Annotated in this window: 21 protein-coding genes; 14 read left to right on the forward strand and 7 right to left on the reverse strand. The window is 45.1% G+C overall.

Annotation, left to right across the window (positions count from 1 at the left end):
* Positions 1-36: 36 nt before the first annotated feature.
* From KCV26_05990 to KCV26_06005, 4 genes are all read left to right on the forward strand, one after another.
* Positions 37-1797, forward strand: coding sequence for a type IIA DNA topoisomerase subunit B (locus KCV26_05990; GenBank protein ID WZX38334.1), 1761 nt, complete (start codon positions 37-39; stop codon positions 1795-1797).
* A 39-nt stretch (positions 1798-1836) separates the two neighbouring features.
* Positions 1837-2343, forward strand: a complete 507-nt coding sequence (gene coaD / locus KCV26_05995; GenBank protein WZX37923.1) for a pantetheine-phosphate adenylyltransferase — start codon at positions 1837-1839, stop codon at positions 2341-2343.
* A 13-nt stretch (positions 2344-2356) separates the two neighbouring features.
* Positions 2357-3970 (forward strand): S41 family peptidase, encoded by a 1614-nt coding sequence (locus KCV26_06000; GenBank protein ID WZX37924.1) that lies wholly within the window; start codon positions 2357-2359, stop codon positions 3968-3970.
* 80 nt (positions 3971-4050) lie between these two features.
* Positions 4051-5325 (forward strand): DUF1080 domain-containing protein, encoded by a 1275-nt coding sequence (locus KCV26_06005; GenBank protein ID WZX37925.1) that lies wholly within the window; start codon positions 4051-4053, stop codon positions 5323-5325.
* A 77-nt stretch (positions 5326-5402) separates the two neighbouring features.
* Here the strand turns inward: KCV26_06005 and KCV26_06010 are convergent, their stop codons facing one another.
* Positions 5403-6419 (reverse strand): dihydroorotate dehydrogenase-like protein, encoded by a 1017-nt coding sequence (locus tag KCV26_06010; protein WZX37926.1) that lies wholly within the window; start codon positions 6417-6419, stop codon positions 5403-5405.
* A gap of 358 nt (positions 6420-6777) precedes the next feature.
* Between KCV26_06010 and KCV26_06015 the strand changes: the two genes are divergently transcribed.
* The 6 genes from KCV26_06015 (at position 6778) to KCV26_06040 (ending at position 13478) form a co-directional block, all read left to right on the forward strand.
* Entirely contained in the window at positions 6778-7674 is an 897-nt protein-coding gene (locus KCV26_06015) for an SMP-30/gluconolactonase/LRE family protein (protein WZX37927.1), read from the forward strand.
* Positions 7675-7702: 28 nt separating this feature from the next.
* Entirely contained in the window at positions 7703-8698 is a 996-nt protein-coding gene (locus tag KCV26_06020; GenBank protein ID WZX37928.1) for a Gfo/Idh/MocA family oxidoreductase, read from the forward strand.
* Positions 8699-8734: 36 nt separating this feature from the next.
* Positions 8735-10090, forward strand: a complete 1356-nt coding sequence (locus KCV26_06025; GenBank protein ID WZX37929.1) for a gluconate transporter — start codon at positions 8735-8737, stop codon at positions 10088-10090.
* A 102-nt stretch (positions 10091-10192) separates the two neighbouring features.
* Positions 10193-10552 carry a ribosome silencing factor gene (gene rsfS / locus KCV26_06030; GenBank protein ID WZX37930.1) on the forward strand — a complete coding sequence of 120 codons (360 nt, stop codon included), beginning with the start codon at positions 10193-10195 and terminating at the stop codon, positions 10550-10552.
* A gap of 58 nt (positions 10553-10610) precedes the next feature.
* The gene (gene ftsH / locus KCV26_06035; protein WZX37931.1) at positions 10611-12629 is read left to right on the forward strand and encodes an ATP-dependent zinc metalloprotease FtsH; all 2019 of its coding nucleotides are present in this window, start codon (positions 10611-10613) and stop codon (positions 12627-12629) included.
* Between the two features lie 273 nt (positions 12630-12902).
* Positions 12903-13478 carry a superoxide dismutase gene (locus KCV26_06040; GenBank protein WZX37932.1) on the forward strand — a complete coding sequence of 192 codons (576 nt, stop codon included), beginning with the start codon at positions 12903-12905 and terminating at the stop codon, positions 13476-13478.
* Positions 13479-13623: 145 nt separating this feature from the next.
* On the opposite strand, the gene trxA is transcribed toward KCV26_06040, so the two are convergent.
* The 4 genes from trxA to KCV26_06060 form a co-directional block, all read right to left on the reverse strand.
* A complete protein-coding gene (trxA, locus tag KCV26_06045; protein WZX37933.1) occupies positions 13624-13938 on the reverse strand; it encodes a thioredoxin in 315 nt (104 codons plus the stop codon).
* Positions 13939-13953: 15 nt separating this feature from the next.
* Positions 13954-17679, reverse strand: coding sequence for a DNA polymerase III subunit alpha (gene dnaE / locus KCV26_06050; protein ID WZX37934.1), 3726 nt, complete (start codon positions 17677-17679; stop codon positions 13954-13956).
* Between the two features lie 152 nt (positions 17680-17831).
* Complete coding sequence (locus tag KCV26_06055; protein ID WZX37935.1) at positions 17832-19637, reverse strand: MFS transporter; 1806 nt, start codon at positions 19635-19637, stop codon at positions 17832-17834.
* Positions 19638-19668: 31 nt separating this feature from the next.
* Complete coding sequence (locus KCV26_06060; GenBank protein WZX37936.1) at positions 19669-20022, reverse strand: hypothetical protein; 354 nt, start codon at positions 20020-20022, stop codon at positions 19669-19671.
* A gap of 42 nt (positions 20023-20064) precedes the next feature.
* Here KCV26_06060 and KCV26_06065 point away from each other — a divergent pair, with 42 nt between their 5' ends.
* Genes KCV26_06065 through KCV26_06080 form a run of 4 tightly spaced genes read left to right on the forward strand, consistent with a single transcriptional unit; the run spans position 20065 to position 23973 of the window.
* Complete coding sequence (locus KCV26_06065; GenBank protein WZX37937.1) at positions 20065-20910, forward strand: prephenate dehydratase; 846 nt, start codon at positions 20065-20067, stop codon at positions 20908-20910.
* A gap of 38 nt (positions 20911-20948) precedes the next feature.
* Positions 20949-22121: an aminotransferase class I/II-fold pyridoxal phosphate-dependent enzyme gene (locus KCV26_06070; GenBank protein WZX37938.1), complete on the forward strand. Its 1173-nt coding sequence runs from the start codon at positions 20949-20951 to the stop codon at positions 22119-22121.
* Positions 22122-22132: 11 nt separating this feature from the next.
* Positions 22133-23203 carry a bifunctional 3-deoxy-7-phosphoheptulonate synthase/chorismate mutase type II gene (locus KCV26_06075; GenBank protein ID WZX38335.1) on the forward strand — a complete coding sequence of 357 codons (1071 nt, stop codon included), beginning with the start codon at positions 22133-22135 and terminating at the stop codon, positions 23201-23203.
* Entirely contained in the window at positions 23200-23973 is a 774-nt protein-coding gene (locus KCV26_06080) for a prephenate dehydrogenase (protein ID WZX37939.1), read from the forward strand. Before KCV26_06075 ends, KCV26_06080 begins: the two co-directional genes overlap by 4 nt.
* A gap of 5 nt (positions 23974-23978) precedes the next feature.
* Here the strand turns inward: KCV26_06080 and KCV26_06085 are convergent, their stop codons facing one another.
* Both KCV26_06085 and KCV26_06090 read right to left on the reverse strand, forming a co-directional pair.
* Positions 23979-24791, reverse strand: a complete 813-nt coding sequence (locus KCV26_06085) for a peptidylprolyl isomerase (GenBank protein ID WZX37940.1) — start codon at positions 24789-24791, stop codon at positions 23979-23981.
* Positions 24792-24852: 61 nt separating this feature from the next.
* Entirely contained in the window at positions 24853-25947 is a 1095-nt protein-coding gene (locus KCV26_06090; protein WZX37941.1) for an LptF/LptG family permease, read from the reverse strand.
* Positions 25948-25959 lie beyond the last annotated feature (12 nt).

The following is a 25959-nucleotide window of genomic DNA, read 5'->3' on the forward strand; positions in this document are numbered from 1 at the left end:
CTGGAGTGGCGTGAACATATCCGCCGACGTCCCGGGATGTATATTGGGAAATTGGGAGACGGTTCTTCGTCAGACGACGGTATATATGTCCTGCTGAAAGAAGTAATGGATAATTCCATCGACGAATACCGGATGGGTTTTGGGAAAAACATAGACATCTGTATTGATTCCGGGAATGTAAGTGTGCGTGATTATGGACGGGGTGTGCCGTTGGGAAAGGTGTTGGATGTCTCCTCGCGGATGAACACCGGAGCCAAGTACGACTCCAAGGCGTTTAAAAAATCCGTGGGATTAAACGGTGTTGGGATCAAAGCGGTAAACGCCTTGTCTTCGAGGTTCCTGATCGAAAGTTATAGGGAAGGTGAATCAAAGAGTGTTGAATATGAGCGCGGACATGTAGTAAACGATAGCCCGCAGCAATCTTCTTCGCAAAGCAACGGAACCGTTATCGAGTTTACTCCCGACACCGAAATTTTTGGGGATTATGCTTATCGTGACGAACATATCGAGCCTCTGCTTAAAAATTATGTTTTCCTGAATACGGGGCTGACCATTACGTTTAACGGAAAGAAGTTTTATTCAAAAAACGGGCTCGAAGACCTGCTCAACGACAACCTGACAACTGAGATTCTTTATCCCATCATCCATCTTCACGGTGATGACATTGAAGTAGCGATTACTCATTCCAACCAGTATGGCGAAGAATACTACTCTTTCGTCAACGGCCAGCATACCACACAAGGCGGGACGCATCTTTCCGCTTTTCGTGAGGCAACTGCCCGGGTTATCAAAGAATATTTCACCAAAAATTTCGAATATTCCGATATCCGGAACGGGATGGTGGCTGCCATCAGCGTGAAGATCGAAGAGCCGGTTTTTGAGTCGCAGACAAAAACAAAACTCGGATCAAAGGACATGACCCCCGATGGAGTTTCGATCAATAAATACGTAAGCGACTTCCTGAAGAAGGAGCTGGACAACTACCTGCACAAACACCTGGAGACGGCCGATATCCTTCAGAAAAAAATTCTCGATTCCGAAAAAGAACGAAAAGCCATTGCCGGGGTAACAAAGCTAGCCCGAGAACGGGCAAAAAAAGCAAACTTGCACAACCGGAAGCTACGGGACTGCCGCATCCATTATAACGATTCAAAAGGGAATAATCTCGACGATACCTGTATTTTTATCACGGAAGGTGATTCGGCCAGCGGTTCCATTACCAAAAGTAGAGATCCCAATTTGCAAGCTGTTTTCAGCCTTCGGGGCAAGCCGCTAAACTCTTTCGGACTGACCAAAAAAATCGTTTACGAAAATGAGGAGTTTAATTTGTTGCAGGCAGCCCTTAATATCGAGGAGGGAATGGATGGATTGCGTTACAACAAGGTAATCATCGCTACCGACGCCGATACCGACGGTATGCACATTCGCCTGTTGCTGCTCACGTTTTTCCTGCAATTTTTTCCCGATCTGGTAAAAAAAGGGCATGTTTATATTCTTCAAACACCTCTTTTCCGTGTGCGTAACAAAAAGAAAACCCTGTATTGCTATACGGAGGAGGAACGGCTTGCCGCCATCGAAGAGCTCGGTCCCAACCCTGAAATTACCCGATTTAAGGGTCTTGGTGAAATTTCTCCCGACGAGTTCAAGAATTTTATCGGAAAAGATATGCGGCTTGACAGGGTATCCATGCGAAAAGAAGATCTTATCAAAGAGCTTCTCGAGTTCTATATGGGTAAGAATACTCCCGACCGGCAGACTTTTATCATAGAGAACCTGGTTGTTGAAGAGGAAGCTTAGTTTGAGAAGTAATTGTAAAAATGATTAACATCCCCGAAAATGAACAACATAAGTCTTTCACACCCACACCCCGTCTCCGGATCGCCCCGTCTCCGGATCGCATTATTCCCGGGCACTTTTGATCCGTTCACTATCGGGCACGAGTCGCTGGTACGGCGCGGATTGGAGTTGGTAGACGAAATTGTAATTTCCATTGGTGTGAACGAAGCAAAAAAGGCTTACTTCGAGTTAGAAAAGCGGATGGAGATGATTAGAAGCTTATACAAGGATGAACCCCGGGTGAAAGTTGGGAGCTACGATTCTCTCACTATCGAGTTTGCCCGGAAAATGGATGCAAAGTTCATATTACGGGGAATACGCTCGGTTAATGATTTCGAGTACGAGAAAACCATAGCCGATATGAACCGGATGATTTCGGGAATAGAAACATTTGTATTATTTACCGAGCCTGAACTTACGCACATCAGTTCCTCCCACGTACGTGAATTATTGCGTTACGGACACGATGTGAGCGCTTTTGTTCCGAAAGGGATGATACTTGGATAACAATTGAATAACAATGTCTAAAACAACTTTTTTTCTTGCAACACTTTTACTGGTATCCTCCTTGTCGTTTGGCCAATCTCGTTTATCCCCTGATGGAGTAAAGCTGGAGAGGACGCTCCAGATGATAAACGGTTTATACGTCGATGACGTTGAAACCTCTCATCTGACAGAAGCGGCCATCCGTGCCATGTTGCTTGAACTCGACCCACACTCCACTTACCTCAACAAGGATGAGGTGAAAGCGATGAACGAACCGTTACAAGGCAATTTTGACGGTATTGGAATCTCGTTCAATATGCTTACCGATACACTTTACGTAATGGAAGTCATTTCAGGCGGACCTTCACAAAAGGTGGGTCTCCTGCCCGGCGATAAAATTATTTACGTAAATGATTCGCTTATTGCCGGTATAAAAAAGGATAACCAGGATGTTATAAAGATGCTCCGAGGTCCCAAAGGCACAACCGTGAACGTGAGGGTTTTGCGTCGTGGAACTCCGCAGTTGCTGGACTTCAGAATCGTTCGCGACAAGATCCCCATTTACAGTATCGATGCCAAATACATGGTGGATCATCATACCGGATACATCCGTTTAAGCCGCTTTGGGGTCAGTTCATCCGAAGAATTTCTGGCAGCAGAGAAAGAACTGAAAGCAAAAGGAATGAAAAACCTTATTCTCGACCTGACCGGAAACGGAGGAGGTATTTTGCAAACGGCATCGGATATTGTGGATGAATTCCTGGGTGCCGGGAAATTGGTGGTATATACCGAAGGGAAGAACCAGCCTCGGTATGATTTACGCACAACGTCGGCAGGAAGCTTTGAACAGGGGAGCCTGGTTGTTCTCGTGGATGAAGGTTCGGCGTCGGCAAGTGAAATAGTGGCCGGGGCCGTTCAGGATTGGGATCGGGGTGTGGTGGTTGGCCGCCGGACTTTCGGAAAGGGGTTGGTGCAACGTCAACTTCCGCTTCCCGACGGAACGATGATCCGGTTGACCGTTGCCCGGTATTACACACCTACGGGCAGAAGCATCCAGAAGCCTTACGAAGAAGGCAATATCGACGCATACAACCGTGATTTCTTCAACCGGGTACAACACGGTGAAATGTGGCACGCCGACAGTATCCGTTTCCCCGATTCGTTAAGGTTCAAGACGCTTGTCAACAAGCGCACTGTTTACGGTGGAGGCGGGATCATGCCCGACTATTTTGTACCTGTGGACACGAACTCGGTAACGGATTTACACCGTAACCTTATTGGCCGGGGAATAGTCAACAAACTCGCTATTGCCGAAGTGGACAAAAACCGGGCAAGATTGTTAAAATCATATTCCCACGTCGAAAAATTCAAGTCGGATTACCGGATTCCCGAATCCATGATAACCCGGATGAAGGAAATGGCAAAAGGAGAAAAAATGGAATGGGACGATGAGCAATTCCGGAAGTCGGAACAATTTTTGAAAATACAGCTCAAGGCACTGATGGCTAGGGATCTGTTTGATTCATCCGCCTATTTTGTTATCATCAATGACGAAAATGATCTTTTCAGGGAAGGCTTGCGTATCATCAGCAATCCCGGGGTTTATGACGAACTCTTAAACGGATCGTTCTCTGTAGCCCGAAAGTAACCGGCGACGGGAACAGTTGTATAATTTTCATAAAATAGATACTTTTGTTTTCCTAACGTTTAATTATAAAATCAGAAAAAATGAAATCAAGATTTTTTTTATTGTGCACAACACTGCTTATGACAATGGTATTTGCTTCTTGTGAACCTTCTGCGAAACACAATGTGTTGACGGAAGCTGAGAAAGCCGAAGGTTGGCAGCTCCTTTTCGATGGAGAGACCCTGAACGGTTGGCGCGATTACAATGGCGATTCATTAACCGCTCCGTGGTTTGCCGAAAACGGTATGATTCAGGCAAAAGGCGAGGGCGCGGATGAACACGGTTACATTGTAACGGATAAATTGTATGAAAACTTTGAATTGGTGTGGGACTGGAAAGTCGCCGACGGTGGAAACAGCGGGGTGCTGTATCACGTGGTGGAAAATCCCAAATTTGCGGTACCGTACGTTACGGGGCCAGAATATCAGTTGATTGATAATCTCGGATTTCCCGATCCGCTGGAAGAATGGCAGAAAACGGCTGCTGATTATGCCATGTATGTTCCCGATACGGCGAAACTCATTATTAAACCCGCAGGAGAATGGAACACCTCGAAAATCGTTTTTGATAACGGACATGTTGAGCATTGGCTGAACGGTGAAAAGGTGATCGAATTTGAAGCGTGGACAGAAGATTGGTTTGCACGCAAAAATAGCGGAAAATGGGAAAATGCACCCGAATACGGCCTGGCTCGTAAAGGTGTTATCTGTTTGCAAGACCACGGATCGGCAGCCTGGTTCCGCAACGTGAAAATCAAAGAACTTCCCCGTAAAACCCAGGAAGTAAATCTTTTCAACGGTGTTGACCTGACTGGATGGGAGGCTTACGGAACCGAAAAATGGTATGTTCAGGACGGATTGTTGGTTTGTGAAAGCGGGCCTGATAAACAATATGGCTATCTGGCTACTCGTGAGTATTACGACAATTTCGACCTTTCGGTAGAATTTAAACAGGAAGCCGATGGAAACTCGGGAGTTTTCATTCGTTCATTTATTGAACCGGGGGCTATTGTGAATGGCTGGCAAGTTGAAGTTGCTCCCAAAGGAAATGATACAGGAGGCATTTATGAGTCTTACGAAAGGGGTTGGCTCGTACAGATCCCTGACGAAAAAGAGGAGATCCTGAAAGTGGGCGATTGGAACACTTTACGCATTGTTGTTAATGGCGATAACGTGAAAACCTACCTCAACGGCGAGGAAATGGTGGATCTGACCGACGAGAAAATCGGAAAGGCACAGGGCCGTATTGCCTTGCAAATCCACGATGGAGGAGGTATCAAAGTGCTTTGGAGAAATTTGAAGTTGCAGACGCTGTAATCCGGCCTTACGTCTTGTTACGCCGGAAATAAACAAAACCCACTGAGCGAAAAGAACTCAGTGGGTTTTGTTGTTAATTATTGAAAATTTCCGAAAATAGTTTCCGAAGTCAGCATCAAATCAACATATTGCGCCCTTTTATAAACCAGTGAATGTTCGTTTTTGTCTAAATTGACATTAGCCAGTTTGCCCCTGAACTCATCAAGGTTGTTGTATCCCTTCTGTTGCATCCACTCTGTTATGCCGTTCTTTATGGAGGCAATTCTTTCTACGCCGTGTTTATATACCGAGCTGACAACCTGCACTGTTGTTGCACCCGACAGGATCAGCTTCACCACATCTTCTCCGGTGAAAACTCCCCGGCTACTGCAAATATCAGCTTTAATATTGCCGTACAACATTCCAGTATATCTCAGCGTTTTTTTGTAATCGCCTTTTTGGGTAAGGTTAAAAACCTTTTTATGCTTTTCCTTCTGAATATCAATATCGGGTTGGAAAAATGCATTGAAAAGGACTAAGGAACCTACCTTTGCTTCGTCCAGCTTTTTCGCGAAATGAAGGATGTTCGTATAATCCGAACTCAACTTCACGCTTACGGGAACGGACACGGCTTTCTTTACCTCTTCAACGATAGCTATTTGATTGTTTTCAACACTTTCACTGCTGCTACTAAAATCGACGGGGGTCTGATAAAGATTTACTTCAATCCCGTCAATCCCGGTTTGTTCTAACATCCTGGCATAGCTTATCCAGGATTCTCTATTCACAGCATTAAGGCTGGCAAACACAGGTACGGACAAACTTTCCTTCGTTTTACGAAGTCTTGACAAGTGATAATCGATATCGGAAAAATCTACATCGGGATGAATACTGGTCATTTCTGCGTGAATGTGTGCGTACTGGCTTAACCTTTCATCCAATTGCAGGTTTTCCAACTGTACCTGCTCTTCAAACAAGGTTTTATAAACTACAGCTCCAATGCCTTGCTGTTCAGCCTTTTTTAGCTGGTCGAGGTGTGACGACATATTGCTGGCGCCCAATATAACCGGATTGTCCAGTTTTATTCCCATAAAGGTAGTTTCAAGATTTTTCATAGATTCTTTAAATTTTATGTTGTGATTTTAGGCCAGGCATCCATTACTGGTCAAGGGACTCCGGTCACCTCTTAACCTTTAATGTCCGGCTCCTGTCCGCATATGAATATATAACATTTTTTCGCTCGAATAGTTTTGCCCTTACAATATTACGGTTTAATTTGCTTTTTACCGTTACCTGAGAGGGAAAATGAGCGGCTAGCTACAATTAAAATCGGGGTGGATAGTTGTATTTCTGTGCAATATAACTATATTTGCCAAAGAGTCTGTTTTCAGTCAAACTCAATCAGTTTTATATATGATTTGCACTTCTCTTCAGCTCCACCGGACAACAATATGAATAATAAAACATAAACGGATGAAGGTTGTAACAGGATTGGTTTTATTGATCTGTTGCAGTTCTGTTTGCGGACAGAAAAACAGTATCATTGCGAAAAATGCGAAAATTGAAAAAGTGGGGACCGGTTATTCTTTTACCGAGGGCCCGGCCGTTTCGGGAGAGGGTAGGGTCTATTTTACCGATCAGCCGAACGATCGCATTTATGTCTGGGAAGAAGGAAAAGGCATTTCTCTGTGGGCTGAAGGGACCGGAAGATCCAACGGATTGTATGTTGATGCTGACGGTCAATTGGTCTCCTGTGCTGATTTACACAACCAGATCGTGCGTTTCGGGAAAGATAAAAAAATGCAGGTTGTATATGAAAAGTACGATGGAAAACAGTTGAACGGTCCCAACGACTTATGGATTACCCCCAAAGGGGGCATCTATTTCACCGACCCTTATTATCACCGGAACTACTGGCGGGACGGGCATACTGAAGTTCAGGATGTGCGGGGAGTCTATTACCTAAGCCCTGGTGGAGAGGTAACCCGGGTTATCGACGATTATAAGCAACCCAACGGATTAATCGGTACGCCTGACGGAAAAACGTTGTATGTTGCCGATATAAATGGCGGGAAGATATGGAAGTACGACATCCAGTCGGATGGTACCCTGAGCAACAAGACTTTTCTTGCACCCCATGGTTCCGACGGAATGACCATAGATAACAAAGGAAATGTCTACCTGACCATGGGAAAAGTTTTGGTGTACTCCCCCAAAGGCGAACTTATCCGGGAAATCGAGGTTCCCGAAAGCCCTTCAAATGTTTGTTTTGGGGGGAAAAAAAGAAACATCCTGTTTATCACCGCCCGGACTTCGGTATACACCTTGAAAATGAGTGTGAAAGGAGTTGATCTTCACTCTTTGCCATAAAAAAACAAATTACAAATAGGATAAATTTATGAATACAGTTGTTGTTGGTTTCGGGTTCATGGGAATGACCCACACGTTGAATATTTTGAAAAACCCTCGTCTTCATTTGAAAGCCATTGTTGATAAAGTCCCCGGCGACATTTTAACAAAGCTTACCGGGCAGTCCGGTAATTTCTCCACCAGAAATGTCGATGCAAAAGATCTTTCGGGTGTGAACATTTATTCTGATTTTGCAGAATGCCTGAAAGTGGAGAAGCCCGATGCCTGTGTTATTGCAGTTCATACAGCATTTCATTATGAGATGGCTGAAATGGCGTTACTGGCAGGAGCAAATGTTTTCCTTGAAAAACCTTTTTGCATTGATGCAGGGGAGGGGGAAAGGCTGATTAACCTTGCCCGTTCCAAAAACAAGGTGTTGATGGTTGGTCATGTAGTACGCTTTATGCCAGCCTACAAAACATTGAAAAAATGGATAGACTCGAGTGAATACGGGCGTCTGGAATTTCTTACTCTGTCGCGTTTCTCGGGTGTACCCATCTGGGGACAATGGAAAGAGAGGCAAAAAGAGTTTGGGTCGTCGGGTGGTGCTCTGTTCGATTTAGTTATCCATGATATCGATTTTGCTCAATGGGTTTGCGGTGTTCCCGATCAGATAGAGGCCCGGTGCTTGCCGGGAAAATTAAGCAATCACGACTACGTGAGCGCATTGTGGAAGTATAACGACTCGGACGTCGTTGTCAAGGTAGATGGAGGAAATACGTTTCATGCCGGGTATCCGTTTCACGCCGGCTTTAGTGCCCGGTTCGAGAATGCCAGTGTTTTCTTTTCATCGCAAGACCCGCACAATATAAAAGTAACTACGGATACTGAAACTATGCTGTTTTCAGGGGGTGATGCAAACGATGGTTTTTCGAACGAACTTTATTATTTCGCCGAATGCGTTTTACAAGGTGTTCATCCCGTGAAGTGTTCTCCAGAATCGGCGTTGGATTCCGTTCGGATATGTCATAGACATACTCTTTAAACGGTCATAAACCAGAAATCTTCCATACTGGTAAATATGTCAACACTTTTTTTAACTTTTATCGTTGCCTCTGCAGTAGCGATACTGCTATTCCTGGTTTTAAAACTCAAGGTGAGCGCATTTATCGCTCTGTTGCTCACTTCCATTTATGTGGGAGTCCTTACCGGAATGCCGCTCAGCAGCATCACCAAGTCCATTCAGGAAGGAATGGCGGGAACACTGGGCTTTGTGGCTACTGTTGTAGGCTTGGGAGCCATCTTCGGACAAATGCTGGAAAGCTCCGGAGGAGCAGAGTCGTTAGCTCATCACCTCGTGAAGAAGTTCGGTAAGGAACGGGCTCCCTGGGCAATGGTGACAACAGGCTTCCTGGTGGCTATTCCTATTTTTCTGGATGTGGCCTTTATTATTCTGGTTCCCATCGTGTATGCACTGTCCCGGGATACCAAACTCTCGTTATTGTATTACGCCATCCCGCTTCTGGCAGGATTAGCGGTAACGCATAGTTTTATTCCCCCAACGCCCGGGCCGATTGCGGTGGCAGATATCATCAGTGTACCGTTGGGCTGGGTAATTTTTATGGGATTTATTCTGGGTATCCCTACTGCGATAATTGCGGGGCCAATCTTCGGGAAGTATATTTCTAAAAAGATTTACCTGGAATCACCGTATTCATTCGGAGATGTTTCACCGGAATTCGATCCGGAAAACTACCCGTCGTTCCGGTCGATCGCGGTGATTATCTCTATTCCGTTGCTGTTGATTCTACTGAACACGATCACAGCGGTGGCGGTTTCTAAAGGCGTTGTCACTAAATCCGTTTTTACAGACATTGTTGAGTTTATTGGGCACCCTTTTTCAGCATTGATTATTGCCACATTGATTGCCACGTACTTTTTATGTATCCGAAGGGGCATGGACAAGCAAAAGGTACTTCAATTAAGCACCAAGGCACTTGGCCCTGCTGGAATCATCATTCTGATAACCGGTGCCGGCGGTGTTCTGAAACAGGTATTGATCGATAGTGGTATTGGCCAGATGATGGCGGAGTCCATGGCAAATTCTGCACTGCCGCCTATTCTACTGGCATGGATTCTTTCGGCGTTGGTGCGGGTGACGCAAGGGTCTGCCACTGTAGCCATGATCACTGCTGCCAGCATTATTGCCCCAATTATCGCTGAGTTTGGCTTGAATGATCCGCAACGTGCGTTGGTTGTGATCTCCATAGCATCGGGAGCTACGTTGCTGTCGCATGTCAACGACAGTGGATTCTGGTTAGTAGGAAAATACCTGGGAATGAACGAGAAGCAAACACTCCAAAGCTGGACAGTAATGGAGACCATTATCGCTTTTTGCGGATTGGGATTTACGTTGTTGGCGAGTTTGTTTTTTTGATTTATTTTTTGGCACTCTTCTTGCTGTTATTTTTGTGTATGAAAGATAAGGTGATTGTGAAAAAGCGACTATCTTTGTATACGTAACTCATTAAAACAGCGAATGAAAGAAAATAACAAGTTATTACAAAGCATCATTGAAGGGATACAAGAGAAAAAAGGGAAGAACATCACTCAAATTCAATTGAAAGGAATTCCGGGAGCAATTTGCGACTATTTTGTCATTTGTGAGGGAAATACCCCTACTCAGGTTTCTGCATTGGCAGAATCGGTAGAAGAGGTGGTGAAAAGAAATACCTGGGAAAGCCCTATCAGAGTCCAGGGAAAACAACGTGCCGAATGGATAGGTATGGATTACGGTACAATAATCGTACATATTTTTGTGCCCGAATTACGGCACTATTACAACCTCGATCATCTGTGGGAAGACGCTTCATTGGAGCAAGTTCCGGCATTGGATTAAAACTTATTTTCATCTGAAGTGTTACATATATTCATCAAAAATTTCATAGGAGACGTTAATGGAAAATAACAACCAAAATCAACAAGATAACAATAACCCAAAAAAGCCGGTCCGTCCCGGAGGATTGGGAAACACAAATCCCAATCAACCCTTTAATGTTTACTGGATATACGCCATTTTGTCGATGGGGCTTATCGGAATGTTATTTTTCGGACAAAACAAAACCATAAAAAAGGTAGATTGGTCGGATTTTCAGGAATACGTAAACGATAACCGTATTGAAAGCATCGTTGTCTACAGCAATAAAGACATTGCCGAAGCCAAAGTGCGTTCCGAGTCCGTTAATTATGTTTTTGGAGAAGAGGCTGGCCGGTTTGGCGCCAACCCGTTTATACAGGTAAATATCCCCTCTACCCAGGGAACTTCGGAGTTTCTTGATACCGTTAAAAAAGAAAAGGCATACGACATAAAAGTCCGTTTCGATACTACGTCAGAGATTTGGGGCATGTTGCTAACCTTTGCGCCTTTTCTGCTGATCATTGTTTTTTGGATATGGATGATGAGACGCATGCAAGGCGGTCCCGGAGGCGGTGGCGGTGGTATCTTCAGTGTGGGAAAATCCAAAGCACAGCTTTTCGATAAGGATGCTGGGCCCAAGGTTACTTTTAAAGATGTGGCAGGGCTTTCTGAAGCCAAGGAGGAGGTTCAGGAAATTGTTGAGTTCCTCAAGCATCCGGGTAATTACACCAACCTGGGGGGGAAAATTCCTAAAGGCGCCTTGCTGGTAGGCCCTCCGGGAACAGGGAAGACACTTCTGGCAAAAGCGGTTGCCGGCGAAGCCAACGTGCCGTTCTTTTCCATATCCGGTTCCGATTTTGTGGAAATGTTTGTTGGGGTAGGGGCATCCCGTGTTCGCGACCTGTTTCGTCAGGCTAAGGAAAAATCGCCGTGTATTGTGTTTATTGATGAGATAGATGCTGTTGGGCGTGCCCGTGGAAAGAACGTCAACTTTGGATCGAACGATGAGCGTGAAAATACGCTGAACCAACTTCTTACGGAGATGGATGGCTTTGGTTCAAATAGCGGAGTGATCATTCTCGCAGCTACCAACCGGGTGGATATTTTGGATAAAGCCTTACTTCGGGCCGGCCGTTTTGACCGGCAGATTTACGTGGAGTTGCCGGATTTGAACGATAGGAAAGAGATTTTCAAGGTTCACCTGCGCCCCATTAAAATTGACGAATCGGTGGATGTGGAGTTTCTGGCGCGCCAAACACCCGGGTTCTCCGGTGCAGATATTGCCAATGTTTGTAACGAAGCCGCTCTTATAGCTGCCCGAAACAAAAAGAAATTTGTTGAAAGGGAAGACTTTATTAGTGCTGTTGACCGGATTATTGGCGGTCTGGAGAAGAAAAACAAAATCATCACGCAGGATGAAAAAAAATCAATTGCTATCCACGAAGCCGGACACGCTACATTGAGCTGGTTCCTGGAGCATGCCAATCCGTTGGTTAAAGTCACTATTGTGCCGCGCGGAAAAGCGTTGGGCGCCGCGTGGTATCTCCCGGAAGAGCGGCAGATTACCACCAAGGATCAAATGCTAGATGAGATCTGCGCTCTGCTTGGCGGAAGGGCTGCAGAAGAGATTTTTATCGGCAAGATATCATCGGGCGCTATGAATGACCTGGAACGTGTGACCAAACAGGCATACGGCATGATAACATATTTGGGTATGAGCGACAAGATGCCGAACCTGAGCTATTACGATTCGTCAGGACAGGACTATACTTTTCAGAAGCCCTTTAGCGAAAATACAGCGGAACTGATCGATGCCGAAGTCAAAGTCATGATCGCTGAACAATATGAAAGAGCCAAGGAAATGCTGCTCAAACATGCCGATGGACACCATCAACTGGCTCAGATCTTGCTTGAAAAGGAAATCATTTACGCGGAGAACCTGGAGCAGATTTTCGGAAAACGTCCCTGGATTTCCCGTTCGCAGGAAATATTGCAGAGCGAAGACAAGTCTAAGAACGTTAACGACGATCTTTCACTGCCGCCCATTCCTACAGCGTAAGTTTTATTGGAGCAGTGATCTTATTTCTCAGTCCGGGTTTCGGTGCCCGGACTGTTTTTTTATTGTTTTTTCATCCTGATTATTAAGTTTCATTCTAAATAGCGTGAACATTTTTACGGCTGTTTCGTTAATAGGATACGAACAATCAAATTTTCAATTATGAAAGCAATGAAGTATTCCGTGTTAGCAATAATTTTTGCAGCGTCAGTGGCCACGTGCAACAATTCAAAAGCAACCAACAACGAAAATAATAATTTTAAAAATAAAGAAACTATGAAATTTGAAAAAGTAGCATTACCCTATGCAACCGATGCCTTAGAGCCGGTAATCAGTAAAACAACCGTTGAACTCCATTATGGCAAACACCATCAGGCTTATGTGGACAACCTTAACAAGTTGATTGTGGGAACAAAATTTGAAGATGCAGATTTGGAAACCATCGTAAAGAAGAGCGACGGAGCAATTTTTAACAATGCGGGGCAAACCCTTAACCACAACATTTACTTTACATCGTTCAAACCGAATGGTGGCGGCGAACCCAAAGGGAAGTTAGCTGAAGCCATCAACTCACAGTTTGGATCGTTCGATAAATTTAAAGAGGAGTTCAACGCTGCCGGAGCTACGGTTTTCGGATCAGGATGGGTTTGGTTAGCGAAAGATGCCGGTGGCAAGCTGTCAATCGAAAAGGAAGCTAATGCCGGAAATCCGTTGACAAAAGGTCTAACACCGATTTTGGGTTTCGACGTCTGGGAACATTCTTACTACCTCGATTATCAGAATCGAAGAGCCGATCACTTGAAAGAGCTCTGGAAGATTATCGATTGGGATGTAGTGAGCAACCGCTATTGAGAAGCTGTTGGTATACAGAATATAGTATGAGTGCCATATCCGAAAAGGATATGGCGCTTTTTTGATATCTACACCCTATAAAAAAAATCACGAAGCACCATAAGGGAGCTCCGTGAGTGGATGTTTTAAAATGGGGAGAGTAGCATCAAAGATTCTTCTCTATTTTTTCGGAGAAAAGAGTTTTGGCGCCGGCACCCACTACCTTATCCACTACCTCGCCGTTTTTGATGAAAAGAACGGTGGGAATATTGCGGATACCGTATTTTGAAGTGGCTTCATCGTTGTTGTCAACATCTATTTTTCCCACCACTACACGGTCTTTATATTCTTCACTCAGCTGATCGATGATGGGACCAACCATCTTGCAGGGTCCGCACCATTCAGCCCAAAAATCGATAACCACTAACTTGTCTGTTGCTAACACTTCGTTAAGTGTTGCATCTGTAATTTGTAATGCCATAGTTATTTTTTTGAATTAATTAATTTTGAAGTCGATGTTCAAATTGTTCTTTAAGTTGTCTATCAGGTGTTTGTTTACCTGAATTTTAGACGGACGCGAAAAAAGTTGCACGTTCATGTTGTACGCTTCGCCGATAATGTTGAAATATAACAACGAATGGCCCGAATTGTTTTTCATCAGAGCCGATAATTCCGAAACCAACGTGTCGTCCAGTTCGGTAATCGGGAGCTGAAGTGTTATTTTGGTAACCAGCTTGTCTTTCACCTCAGAAAGCAGGTTGATGGAGATTACCTTTATTTCCAGCTCTTCCGGGCGGAATCGCTTGGGTTGGATTTTGGCCGTGACATAAATAGAAAGTCCGAGGCGTGCAAACCTTCCGAAATTTACACTGTCATCTCCGAAAAACGCCAGCTCACAGCTGCCAGTATAATCTTCTATAGCCATGATCGTGTAGGGGCTACCGCGTTTTGTCTGTCCCTCCCTTACGCTGGTAACCAGGCCGCCAAAGCTGACATCCTTGCCGTTAAGGGGATTCAGGTCCTGTAGCAATGCGCAACTGGAAGTGCAAACATAGTTCAATATGAATTCATAATCATCCAGCGGATGTGCCGACAAATAAATTCCGATAAGTTCCCGTTCTTTATTCAATCGTACCAGGTCGGATAATTTCTCCACTTTCGGCAGTTCGGGGCGGCTGATCATAAACGATGTATCGTCTCCAAAAAGTGAATTCATGGATAGATACTTGTCCTGCTGAAACTTGTTCCCGTACCGGATAAGCGTTTCCAAAAAGTCCTCCCCTTTGCTGTTTACCGATAGAAAATGTTCCCGTTTTACTCCGGGAAGCGAATCGAAAGCTCCAGCCAATGCCAGTGATTCAATGTTTTTCTTGTTACACGAAGATAGATTCACCCGCTCCACAAAATCAAACACATCTTTAAACGGGCCATTGTTCGTCCTTTCTTCCAGTATGCCTTCCACGGCTCCGTGGCCGACACTTTTTATGGCAGCCAGCCCGAAGCGGATATGGCCGGATTTGTTCACCGAGAACTTGAGTACCGATTCGTTGATGTCCGGCGAAAGAACATTGATGCCCATGGCTTTGCACTCGTCCATAAACTTGGTGATTTCAGTGATGTTATTCAGGTTGTTAGACAACACCGACGCCATATATTCCGATGGGTAGTTTGCTTTCAGCCAGGCGGTCTGGTAGGCAACCCACGAATAACAGGTGGAATGCGATTTATTGAAGGCGTATTGAGCAAATTTTTCCCAGTCCGTCCAAATCTTTTGCAGGTCTTTTTCTTTGTAGCCGTTGGATTTCCCTCCGGAAATAAATTTTTCTTTCAAGGCCGCCATTTTGTCCGCCAATTTCTTGCCCATGGCCTTGCGCAACTCATCCGATTGTCCCCGGGTGAAATTGGCCAGCAGTCGCGACAAAAGCATCACCTGCTCCTGGTAAACCGTGATTCCATAGGTCTCGTCCAGAAATTTCTCCATTACCGGAATATCGTATACGATCTTCTCTTTTCCTTGCTTGCGGGCGATAAAAGATGGGATATAATCCATCGGGCCGGGACGGTACAGGGCATTCATTGCAATCAGGTCTTCAAACTTGCTGGGGTGAAGCTCTTTCAGGTACTTCTGCATCCCGGTTGACTCAAACTGGAATGTACCGGTGGTTTGGCCGTTACTGTACAGTTCGTATGTTTTTGGGTCATCCAGCGGAATGGTGTTGATGTCTATCTTGATGCCGTATGTTGTTTCGATGTTTATGAGCGCATCCTTTATGATGGTCAGGGTTTTAAGTCCCAGAAAGTCCATCTTTATCAACCCCGTCTCTTCGATGACGGAGCCTTCGTATTGCGTCACAAGCAGCTTTTCCTTTGTTTCCTTGTCGTCAGCAGTGCTTATAGGGACAATGTCGGATATATCGGTTTGTCCGATAATAACGCCACAAGCGTGTACTCCGGTGCTGCGCACGTTCCCCTCGAGCATTTCAGCATATTTGAGCGTATCCCGGACCAGCGGGTCGGGGTTGTTGGCGGCTTCTTTGAGTTCTGGAACGTGTTCAATGGCTTCCCGAAGATTTATTTTTTTTACGTTGGGAATCCTGTCGGGAACCAGTTTCGCCAGCCGGTCTGCTTCTGCCAGAGGCAGTTTATGCACGCGGGCCACATCACGGATAGACGATTTTGTAGCCATAGTCCCGTAGGTGATGATGCGGGCGACCTTTTCGAATCCGTACTTTTCAGTAACCCATTGGAGTACTTTGTCGCGGCCTTCGTCGTCGAAATCAATGTCTATATCAGGCATGGAGATACGATCCGGGTTGAGGAACCGCTCAAACAGCAGATCGTATTTCAGCGGATCGATATCCGTGATTCCCAGGCAGTATGCCACAGCCGATCCGGCTGCCGATCCACGGCCCGGACCAACCGCAACGTCCATTTGGCGTGCCGCGTTAATAAAGTCCTGGACGATCAGAAAATACCCGGGAAATCCCATGTTGGTAATGGTATCGATTTCAAACTTCAACCGTGAGGTAACCTCTTCGCTGAGTTCTTCCCCGTATTTTTTGCGTGCCCCGATTTTGGTAAGGTGCCTAAGATAGTCCGACTCGAGCTGGATACGGATTGCTTTGTCGTATCCTCCCAACCGCTTAAAATTGGTTTCACCAAACTTTTCGATCAATGCTGCTTCCGGGTACCTGGTCTTATACTCTTCTTCGGTTCCAAACGAACTGTCGATGGGGTAAAAAGGCATCAATGCCGGATTATCAATGGAATAAATTTCTACCTTGTCGGCAATCTCCATCGTGTTGGCGAGCGCTTCAGGTACATCACTAAAAATTCGATTCATCTCAGCCGTGGTTTTTATCCACTCCTGTTTGGTATAGCGCATCCGGTCGGGGTCATCGAAATCCTTCCCCATGCTCAGGCAGATAAGCCGGTCGTGCGCTTCGGCATCCTCTTCGTTTACGAAGTGAGCGTCGTTAGTAGCAATCACCTTCACACCGTATTTCTTGCCGATTTTGATAATCTCTTCGTTGACACGTTGCTGTTTCGGAAAAGTCGTTTGGTCGGCATCGGAGCGGTCGGTTTTGTGGCGTTGAATTTCGAGGTAAAAATCGTCGCCGAAAATGTTCTTAAACCATTCAACCGCTTCTTCTGCTCCCTCCACGTTGCCATCGTCTATTTTCCGCGGTATCTCACCCCCCAGGCAAGCCGTGGAGATGATGAGTCCTTCGTGATATTGCTCAAGCAGTTCCTTGTCGATGCGCGGACGGTAATAAAACCCTTCGGTCCAGCTTTTCGATACCATCTTGATGAGGTTTTTGTATCCGGTCAGGTTTTTGGCAAGCACAACAAGATGCCATCCACTGCCGTCAATTTTTTCCGTTTGTGAAAAACGGTTGCGGCGCGCACAGTAACATTCGCAGCCAATAATGGGCTTGAAATTGAGTTTGGCGGTTTTGGCAGCAATCTCCTCTTTTAGTTTTTGGCTGGCAGGATTGCTTTCCAGTTCCTTGCTCAATTGTTTTATTTCGTTTTTTGTTTTCGATTTGACACTGTTGATATAATTCACGAACTCCTTGATCCCGTACATCGCTCCGTGGTCGGTCAGTGCGATTCCGGCCATCCCGTCGTTCATGGCTTTATCAACAATCCGGTTGATACTGGCTTGTCCGTCGAGCAAGGAATATTGGGAGTGGACGTGTAAATGTACAAATGGCTGCATAAGAGAAAAATAAATGGATTTTCCGTTTTAACAGCAACAAATTTAGCCAAAAAAACAGCCGGCCCGAGAAGAAATAGATAGAAGTTATCAACAAAAAAACCGGAAGGCATTGCCCTCCGGTTCCGTTGAATGTGTTTGGAGCGGGCTATGGTTTAATTGGTTGCTTTTTCAAGCCTTTTCATAATGGAAAAGATGAATACGGCCGAGGCCAGGCAACATAAAATGAAAACAGCCCACAACTGCCACAGGTCTAATTTACCCCATAAATCACTTCCGATGGAAAGAAGCTTATTCCCTACAGCTGTAGCCAGTAACCATCCAGCTTGCATCATCCCTTGAAATCTGGGAGGAGCAACTTTGGATACGAATGAAAGTCCCATGGGACTAAGGAACAGCTCCGCAATGGTCAGAACCAAGTAGGTGCCGATCAGCCAGTATGCCGAAACTCTCGAAGAATCGGGTATGGAATTTATTTTGGTTACTCCTCCTTCCTCGAACAATAATTCGTGCGGAGATACTAACCCCAGTGAAGCGATCAGCATCACCGTAAAGCCCAATGCCGCAATAATCATGCCTATACCAATTTTTCTGGGAGTGGAAGGTTCCATGTTTCGATTACGCAGCCAAGTAAACACACCCATTACAGGAAATGTTAATGCGACGATATAGACGGGATTGAACGATTGGAAAATTTCAGGGCCGATTGGGTTGGCGGGGGCAAATTTCTTATAGAGGAAGAATGTAATAATGCCTCCTAAAACAGCTAGAATGAGGCCATAGAGTCTGTTTTTTTTGTTTTTGTTGAAAAGGAGCACCAATCCGGCTACACCTGCGGCAAATGACAATAATGAGTAAATATTAAAGAAGATATTTGTGAAAGGTCCTACATTTTTAACGGTGTAATCACGGGCGAAAAATGTTAATGTTAATCCGTTCTGATGAAACGACATCCAAAAGAAAATAACGACTAAAAATACGAGTAAAAGAGCATTTACCTTTGGCTTTTCTTCTTTCGTTGACAATTGGAACATAATGGCTACAAAGCCTAAAAATAATCCGATAGCTAACCCAAGCCCCAGGTTATTAAAAACGAAATGGAATATAACCGTGACAATAACAAAAATTGTTGCTGCTATAATATAAGCCGAAGTGGTTGATTTCAATGTTTGCCCTTCTTCTACTTTAGCTTTAGCTTTTTCAACCTGCGGTAACTTCTTGTTAAAAATTACATAAACCAGCAAGGATATAATCATTGCCACGGCTGCAATTCCAAAAGCATAATTATATCCTTTTGCAAATACCTCCAGGTATTGTGTTGCAAACGTGCCTAAGTCTGTTACAACATGTCCACTTACTTTATCAGCAAGAGCCTGAAAACTTGCAGTATTTTCTAGGGTTCCGTTTTTAAAAGCGTGAGCGAGTGCGGGTAAACTTCCGTCGTGGGCAAACCCTTGAGTACTTAGATACCAGTTACGGATTCCATTGGCTACGTGAGGCGCAAACAAGGCTCCTATATTGATTCCCATGTAGAAAATCATATAACCCGTATCCCTTACGCTAGCGTATTGCGGATTGTCATACATTTGACCAACTACAGCTTGTAGGTTGCCTTTGAAAAGACCGTTACCCAATGCGATAACTCCCAGTGCAATGATTGATAAGGCTAAAGGATTGCCCGGAATCGCCAACATAACGTATCCGGCAAACATGATAATGATACCAAACAGAATTACGGTTTTGTATTTTCGGGTAGAATCGGCAATAATACCACCGATTAATGCCAGTGCATAAATACCAAAATAAAACCAACTGTAAATTTCTCCGGCGATTGATTCGTTTAACCCATATTTAGCCTGGAGAAAAAGTACCAAAATGGCCATCATGGTGTAAAAACCGAAGCGTTCACCCATGTTGGAGAAAAATGCAACGAGTAAACCTTTAGGATGATTTTTGAACATAAATTGATTTTTTTAGATGTTTGGAATTTTTTTAATTTGCAAATATACATAAATAAATGAAATATTTAACTTGAGCAAGTTGTTGATTCAGCCACTGATGGGAATAACATGCAATGCTTGAATGCAGCATAAAAATATCGACAAACGGGGTAGTTATTCCCGCTTTGAAAAAAATGAACAAAATATTTCTTCCTTTTGTTGTATTATTTAATTTTTGTTGTAATTTTGCAACCGATATTCGCAAATAACGAATAAAATGAAACAGAACCATTTTGCCTATTCTTTCTATTTTTACTTTTACTTTAGTAAGTAGAACAGGATTTGATGTGCAAAATGAAGAAATAAATAAATAACTTTTTTGAATAGAAAATCCTGTCGATAGCACGACGGGATTTTTTTATTTTAATAGACTTAGCTCTCAAAACAGATGAAAAAAGTTGCCATACAGGGCGGATTAGGCGCCTACCACGACATTGCTGCCCGCAATTACTTCGGGGAGGAGATAGAGATTGTTCCTTGCCTTACGTTTAAAGAGATTTTTTTAAAAGCTCAAAAAGATGAACATCTAATTGGAATTATGGCGATCGAGAACACGATTGCCGGGGGGCTGTTGCTCAATCACGACCTGCTTAAGCTCAACGACATGAAGATTGCGGGGGAGCATAAATTGCGTATCTCCCATACGTTATCGGCGTTGCCCGGACAACGCTTGCAAGACATAAGGGAAATTGTTTCGCACCCGATGGCACTGATGCAATGTTCCGATTTTATCGAAAGCCTGCCCCAGGTGAAGGTCGTTGAGCACGAGGATACTGCTTTGGCTGCCCGGGAAATAATGGAAGGAAACACCCCGGGGATAGCGGCCATTTGCAGCAAGCTTGCCGCCGAGGTATATCACCTGGAAGTTATAAGGGAAGGAATAGAAACCAACAAACGTAACTTTACCCGGTTTCTGGTATTGGCTCACGAAGAAATGGTTCCGGAAATCCGGAAGTCATCCGATATAGACAAGGCTTCGCTTGTTTTCGTTCTGCCACACAGTGAAGGGAGCCTTTCCCGGGTGTTGTCGGTGCTCTCGTTCTACGACATCAACCTTACGCGGATTCAGTCGCTGCCGATTATCGGTCGGGAGTGGGAATATCAGTTTTACATCGACCTGACTTTTTCCAATTTCGAACGGTACCGTCAGTCTATCAAGGCCATACTGCCTTTGGTGGGAAACCTCAAGGTGCTGGGTGAGTATGTCGAAGACAAACACATTGTTGCCGACTGAATAACAACCGAATAACTATTTAACAACTATCGAACAAAATGGATAAAGTACTTAACATAGAACCTGCCGGGCACATAAAACGCATTTCGGAATATTACTTTTCGGTGAAGCTTGCCGAAGTTGCCAAAATGAATGCGGAAGGCAAAAACATCATCAGCCTGGGGGTGGGAGCACCCGATAAAATGCCGTCGCAGGAAACGATTGAAACTTTGTGTGATACGGCATGTCGCCCCGATGTACATGCTTATCAGCCCTACTCCGGGGTACCGGAATTGAGAAAGGCTTATGCCGGATGGTATAAGAAGTTTTACAACGTCGACTTGTCGACGGACGAAGTATTGCCGCTTATCGGCTCAAAAGAAGGAATTTTACACGTTTCGATGACATTTCTCAATTTCGGCGACTCGGTATTGGTTCCCAATCCGGGATACCCAACCTACAGATCGGTTTCGGAACTTCTTCGTGCGAACGTCATCGAGTACGATTTGCTGGAGAAAAATGAGTGGCTGCCCGATTTTGATGCCCTGGAAAAGCTGGACTTGACCCGGGTAAAGCTAATGTGGGTAAATTATCCCAATATGCCTACCGGTAAAAATGCATCCTTGGCGTTGTTCGAAAAACTGGTGGCCTTTGGTAAAAAACACGGTATTGTCATTTGTCATGATAATCCATACAGTTTTATCCTGAATGATCGTCCGATGAGTATCTTGTCGGTGCAGGGTGCAAAAGACATTTGCATTGAGCTTAACTCGTTGAGCAAATCACACAATATGTCGGGTTGGCGTATGGGGCTGCTGGCATCCAATCCAGAGTTCGTAAGATGGGTATTAAAAGCCAAGAGCAATATCGACAGCGGCCAGTTTAAACCCATGCAGCTGGCAACCGTCGCCGCTTTGCAGAACACCCGGGAGTGGCACGACGAGATGAACCGTATTTATGCCGAACGCCGTTTGTGGGCGGAGAAAATTATGGATCTGCTGAACTGCAAGTACGATAAAAGCCAGGTTGGCCTTTTTGTTTGGGGAAAATTGCCGGAATCTGTGGTGTCGAGCAAAGACTTTATCGATGATATCCTGTACAACGCCCGCGTTTTTATTACCCCCGGTGTAATCTTCGGAAGCAATGGCGAAGGGTATATCCGGATTTCTCTCGGCGCATCCGTTGAAAAAATGGAGGAAGCCTACAATCGAATTTTAACATACAACACATGACAAAGAAAAATATGGAATTTGAATCAATTTTATTACCCGGGGTCGAGGACAAGCGTCCGATCATTATTTCCGGCCCATGTAGCGCGGAAACAGAAGAGCAGGTCATGGAGACGGCAAAAAAACTTGCTGAAAAAGGGGTGAAGATCTTCAGGGCGGGTGTGTGGAAGCCACGCACAAAGCCCGGTGGATTTGAAGGGGTCGGTACCCCGGCATTAAAATGGCTCCAGCAGGTACGCAAAGAGACCGGTATGTATGTGGCGACCGAAGTGGCCACGGAAAAGCACGTGTATGAATCCCTGAAGTACAACATGGATATGTTGTGGATCGGTGCCCGCACTACAGCAAATCCTTTTGCCGTACAGGAAATAGCAGATACATTAAGGGGTGTGGATATCCCGGTTCTGATAAAAAATCCGGTGAATCCCGACCTGGAGCTATGGATCGGTGCCATTGAACGTTTATACAACGCAGGCATTAAGAAGATCGGGGTCATTCACCGCGGGTTCAGTACCAACGACAAGACCGTTTATCGCAACATTCCTCAATGGCACATTCCCATCGAATTGAAACGACGTTACCCTAACCTTCCCGTCATTTGTGATCCAAGCCATATCGGTGGAAAACGCTCCATGATTAAAACGATTTCCCAACAGGCCATGGACCTGAATTACTACGGGTTGATCATCGAGTCTCACCGTAACCCCGATGATGCCTGGAGCGACAGTTCCCAGCAAATCTCTCCCGAAACGCTGGCTGAAATTCTGAATGAACTGGTTATTCGCGACAAGGTGCAATCGACGGAGGATTTATCCGACCTGCGCCGGCAAATAGATGACCTGGACAATGAAATCCTGCAACTCTTATCGAAACGTATGCGCATATCCCGCGAAATAGGTCTCTACAAGCTGGAGCACGATATGCCCGTACTCCAGACCGGACGCTACGATCATATCCGCAAGGACCGCGTGGAGCAAGCCGAGAAAATGGAGATGGCGGGTGAATTTGCCTTGAAAATCCTGGAAGCTATTCACACGGAATCTGTTCGTCAGCAGTTTGAAGTAATGGAAAGAGCAAAAAAATGAAAATACTCATCTTAGGAGCCGGCAAAATGGGATCGTTCTTTGCCGATGTGCTCAGTTTCGATCACGAAGTAGCCGTATTGGATACCGATCCCCAAAAACTGCGGTTCATATACAACACGCTCCGGATGACAAAGCCGGAGGAGGTGCGGGATTTTGCCCCCGAACTGGTGATCAATGCCGCTACGCTGAAATACACCGTCGAGGCGTTTCACAGTGTGCTGCCGTATTTGCCGCAAACGTGTATCCTGAGTGATATTGCATCGGTAAAAACCGGATTGGAGGAATTTTACCGGGAACGTACCCGCCCGTATGTCTCCACTCACCCGATGTTTGGACCTACGTTTGCCAGCCTGAGCGACCTCAGCACACAAAGTGCCATTATCATATCGGAGTCGTCGCACCTGGGAAAGGTTTTTTTTCGCGATCTGTACCGCCGGCTCAAGCTAAACGTGTTTGAATACACTTTTCGGGAGCACGACGAAACCATCGCTTACTCGCTTTCCATCCCGTTTGCATCCACATTGGTGTTTGCATCGGTAATGAAGCATCAGGATGCGCCGGGAACCACGTTCAAAAAGCATATGAACATAGCACAGGGGCTGCTTTCGGAAGATGATTTTCTCCTTACGGAGATCTTGTTCAACCCTTATACTCCCGATCAATTGGTAAAAATCAGGGAGAAGCTGAAAGAACTATTGGCTATTATCGAAGTTAGGGACAGCGAAGCCATGAAGGTGTTTTTGACGCAGGTAAGAAAGAATATTGAGTAGAGTGGCTATTTAGACTCCACATAAATCCTCACAATCTTCGCATCTGATCTAGGGCGGTTATTGCTGTCGACAGGCAGGGCGGCAATCTTGTCAATAACCTCCAGCCCTTCGGTGACTTCGCCAAAAACGGTGTATTCACCGTCCAGATGACGTGCTCCGCCAATCGTGGAATAGGTTTCTTTGAGTTCTTCAGGAAGAAAAAACTTGCCGGGAGCGGCTTCATACAACGAATCCACCACGTGGAGGACCGAATCCAGCATAGCGTTAAAGGCACTGGCATCAGTGGCTTTTAATTTAGCCAGGTCGTCTTTATGCGGTAAGTAATGGTCGCGGATAATCTTGTTTTTGATGGGCACGTTTACCGCCATTTCCATGGAATCCAGCCGTCCCGGTGAATATACCTTCCCGTGCACGATATAGAACTGGGAGGCGTCTGATTTTTTCTGCGGGTTTTCGTTATCTCCCCTTCTCGGAGCAGCCAGAGCTCCTTTTTTATGAAAATGATTGTCCCTGAACTCGGGCATAATATCCATATCGGTACGTCCGCCGCCGATCTGTGCTCCGGCAGGAGCATTCTTCGAATCCTGTGCTCCTCCCTGAATCATAAATTCCCTAACTACCCGGTGAAACAACGTTCCGTTAAAGTATCCCTGCTTCACCAATTTCAAAAAATGGTTGCTGTGGTTGGGGGTGTCGTCGTACAAAACGGCTTTCATTGTACCGTAATTGGTTTCGATAATGATAACCGGGTATTCCGTTTGAGCATTGGCGAGCAATGAAAATGCGAGCAGAACGGTGGAAAGGATATTTTTTTTCATGTCTCAACTGATTTCTTGAATTACAGATCGCAGGCATATCTGCTGCAGCAGATCGTAAATCCTAATTTGGTGCTTTCTTATAAAGGAAGAACGCGATGCCGATAAAAACAATATTGGGTACCCAGGCCGCCACAAAAGGACTCATGCTTCCTTTTACGGCGAAGGAAGAGCTGATGGTCATGAACAGAATATATGCCATACTCAAAGCCAGTCCGATTCCAATGTTCAGCCCCATGCCCCCCTTCACCTTCCGTGCTGAGAGGGAAGCTCCGATAATGGTCAGGATAAAAGCAGAAAATATAGAAGCGTAGCGCGAATGGTATTCTATCTGAAACGCCTGAATGTTGCCCAATCCCCTTCTCTTCTGGCTTCTGACGTGGCGGAGCAATTGCGGGGTAGTCATCATCTGCTGGTCTGTTTTGGCCACGATAAAATCGTTGGGGACGATTTGTATAATGGTATCAGTGGTGGTTCCGTGGGTGATTTTCTCTTCCAGCCCGTCGAAATCCCTTATCTGGTAATTGCTAATTGTCCAGTGATATAACGAGTCGTACTTGATGGATTGGGCGGTCAGCCGGGAGACCAGCTTCAGGCTGTCGAAATGATCAATGGAAAAATTATAGCCCGTTTTAGACTCCATATCAAAATTACCGAAATAGACAATCGTCCCTTCGGCTACCTTAAACTGTATGTCCCTGTCACCTGTTTTCCGTTTTCGCGGGTCGATGTATTTTTGTTCAAAATCAATACGCGTTTTGTTGGCGGGGGGGATAATAAAGCTGCCCATCACGAAGGAAAAAACAGCAATAACGGCTGCCGAAACCATGTAGGGTTTGAGCAACCGTTTAAAACTGACTCCATTGGATAAAAGAGCAATTATCTCTGAACTTGAAGCCATTTTGGAGGTGAAAAAGATTACTGCCAGAAAGATAAAAAGCGGACTGAAAAGATTGGCGTAGTACGGAACGAAATTAATGTAATAATTAAAAATTATTTCTTTCAGTGGAGCGCTGTTGCTCATAAACTTATCAATCTTTTCATTGATATCGAACACTACCGAGATCGACAAGATAAGCGTAATCATGAAGATGTATGTCCCCAGGAATTTCCTGATGATATACTTGTCTATACGTAACAGGTTGAGTTTGTTTTTCATACTCAATAGGTA

The sequence above is a fragment of the Petrimonas sulfuriphila genome (assembly GCA_038561985.1).
Lineage (GTDB): Bacteria > Bacteroidota > Bacteroidia > Bacteroidales > Dysgonomonadaceae > Petrimonas > Petrimonas sulfuriphila.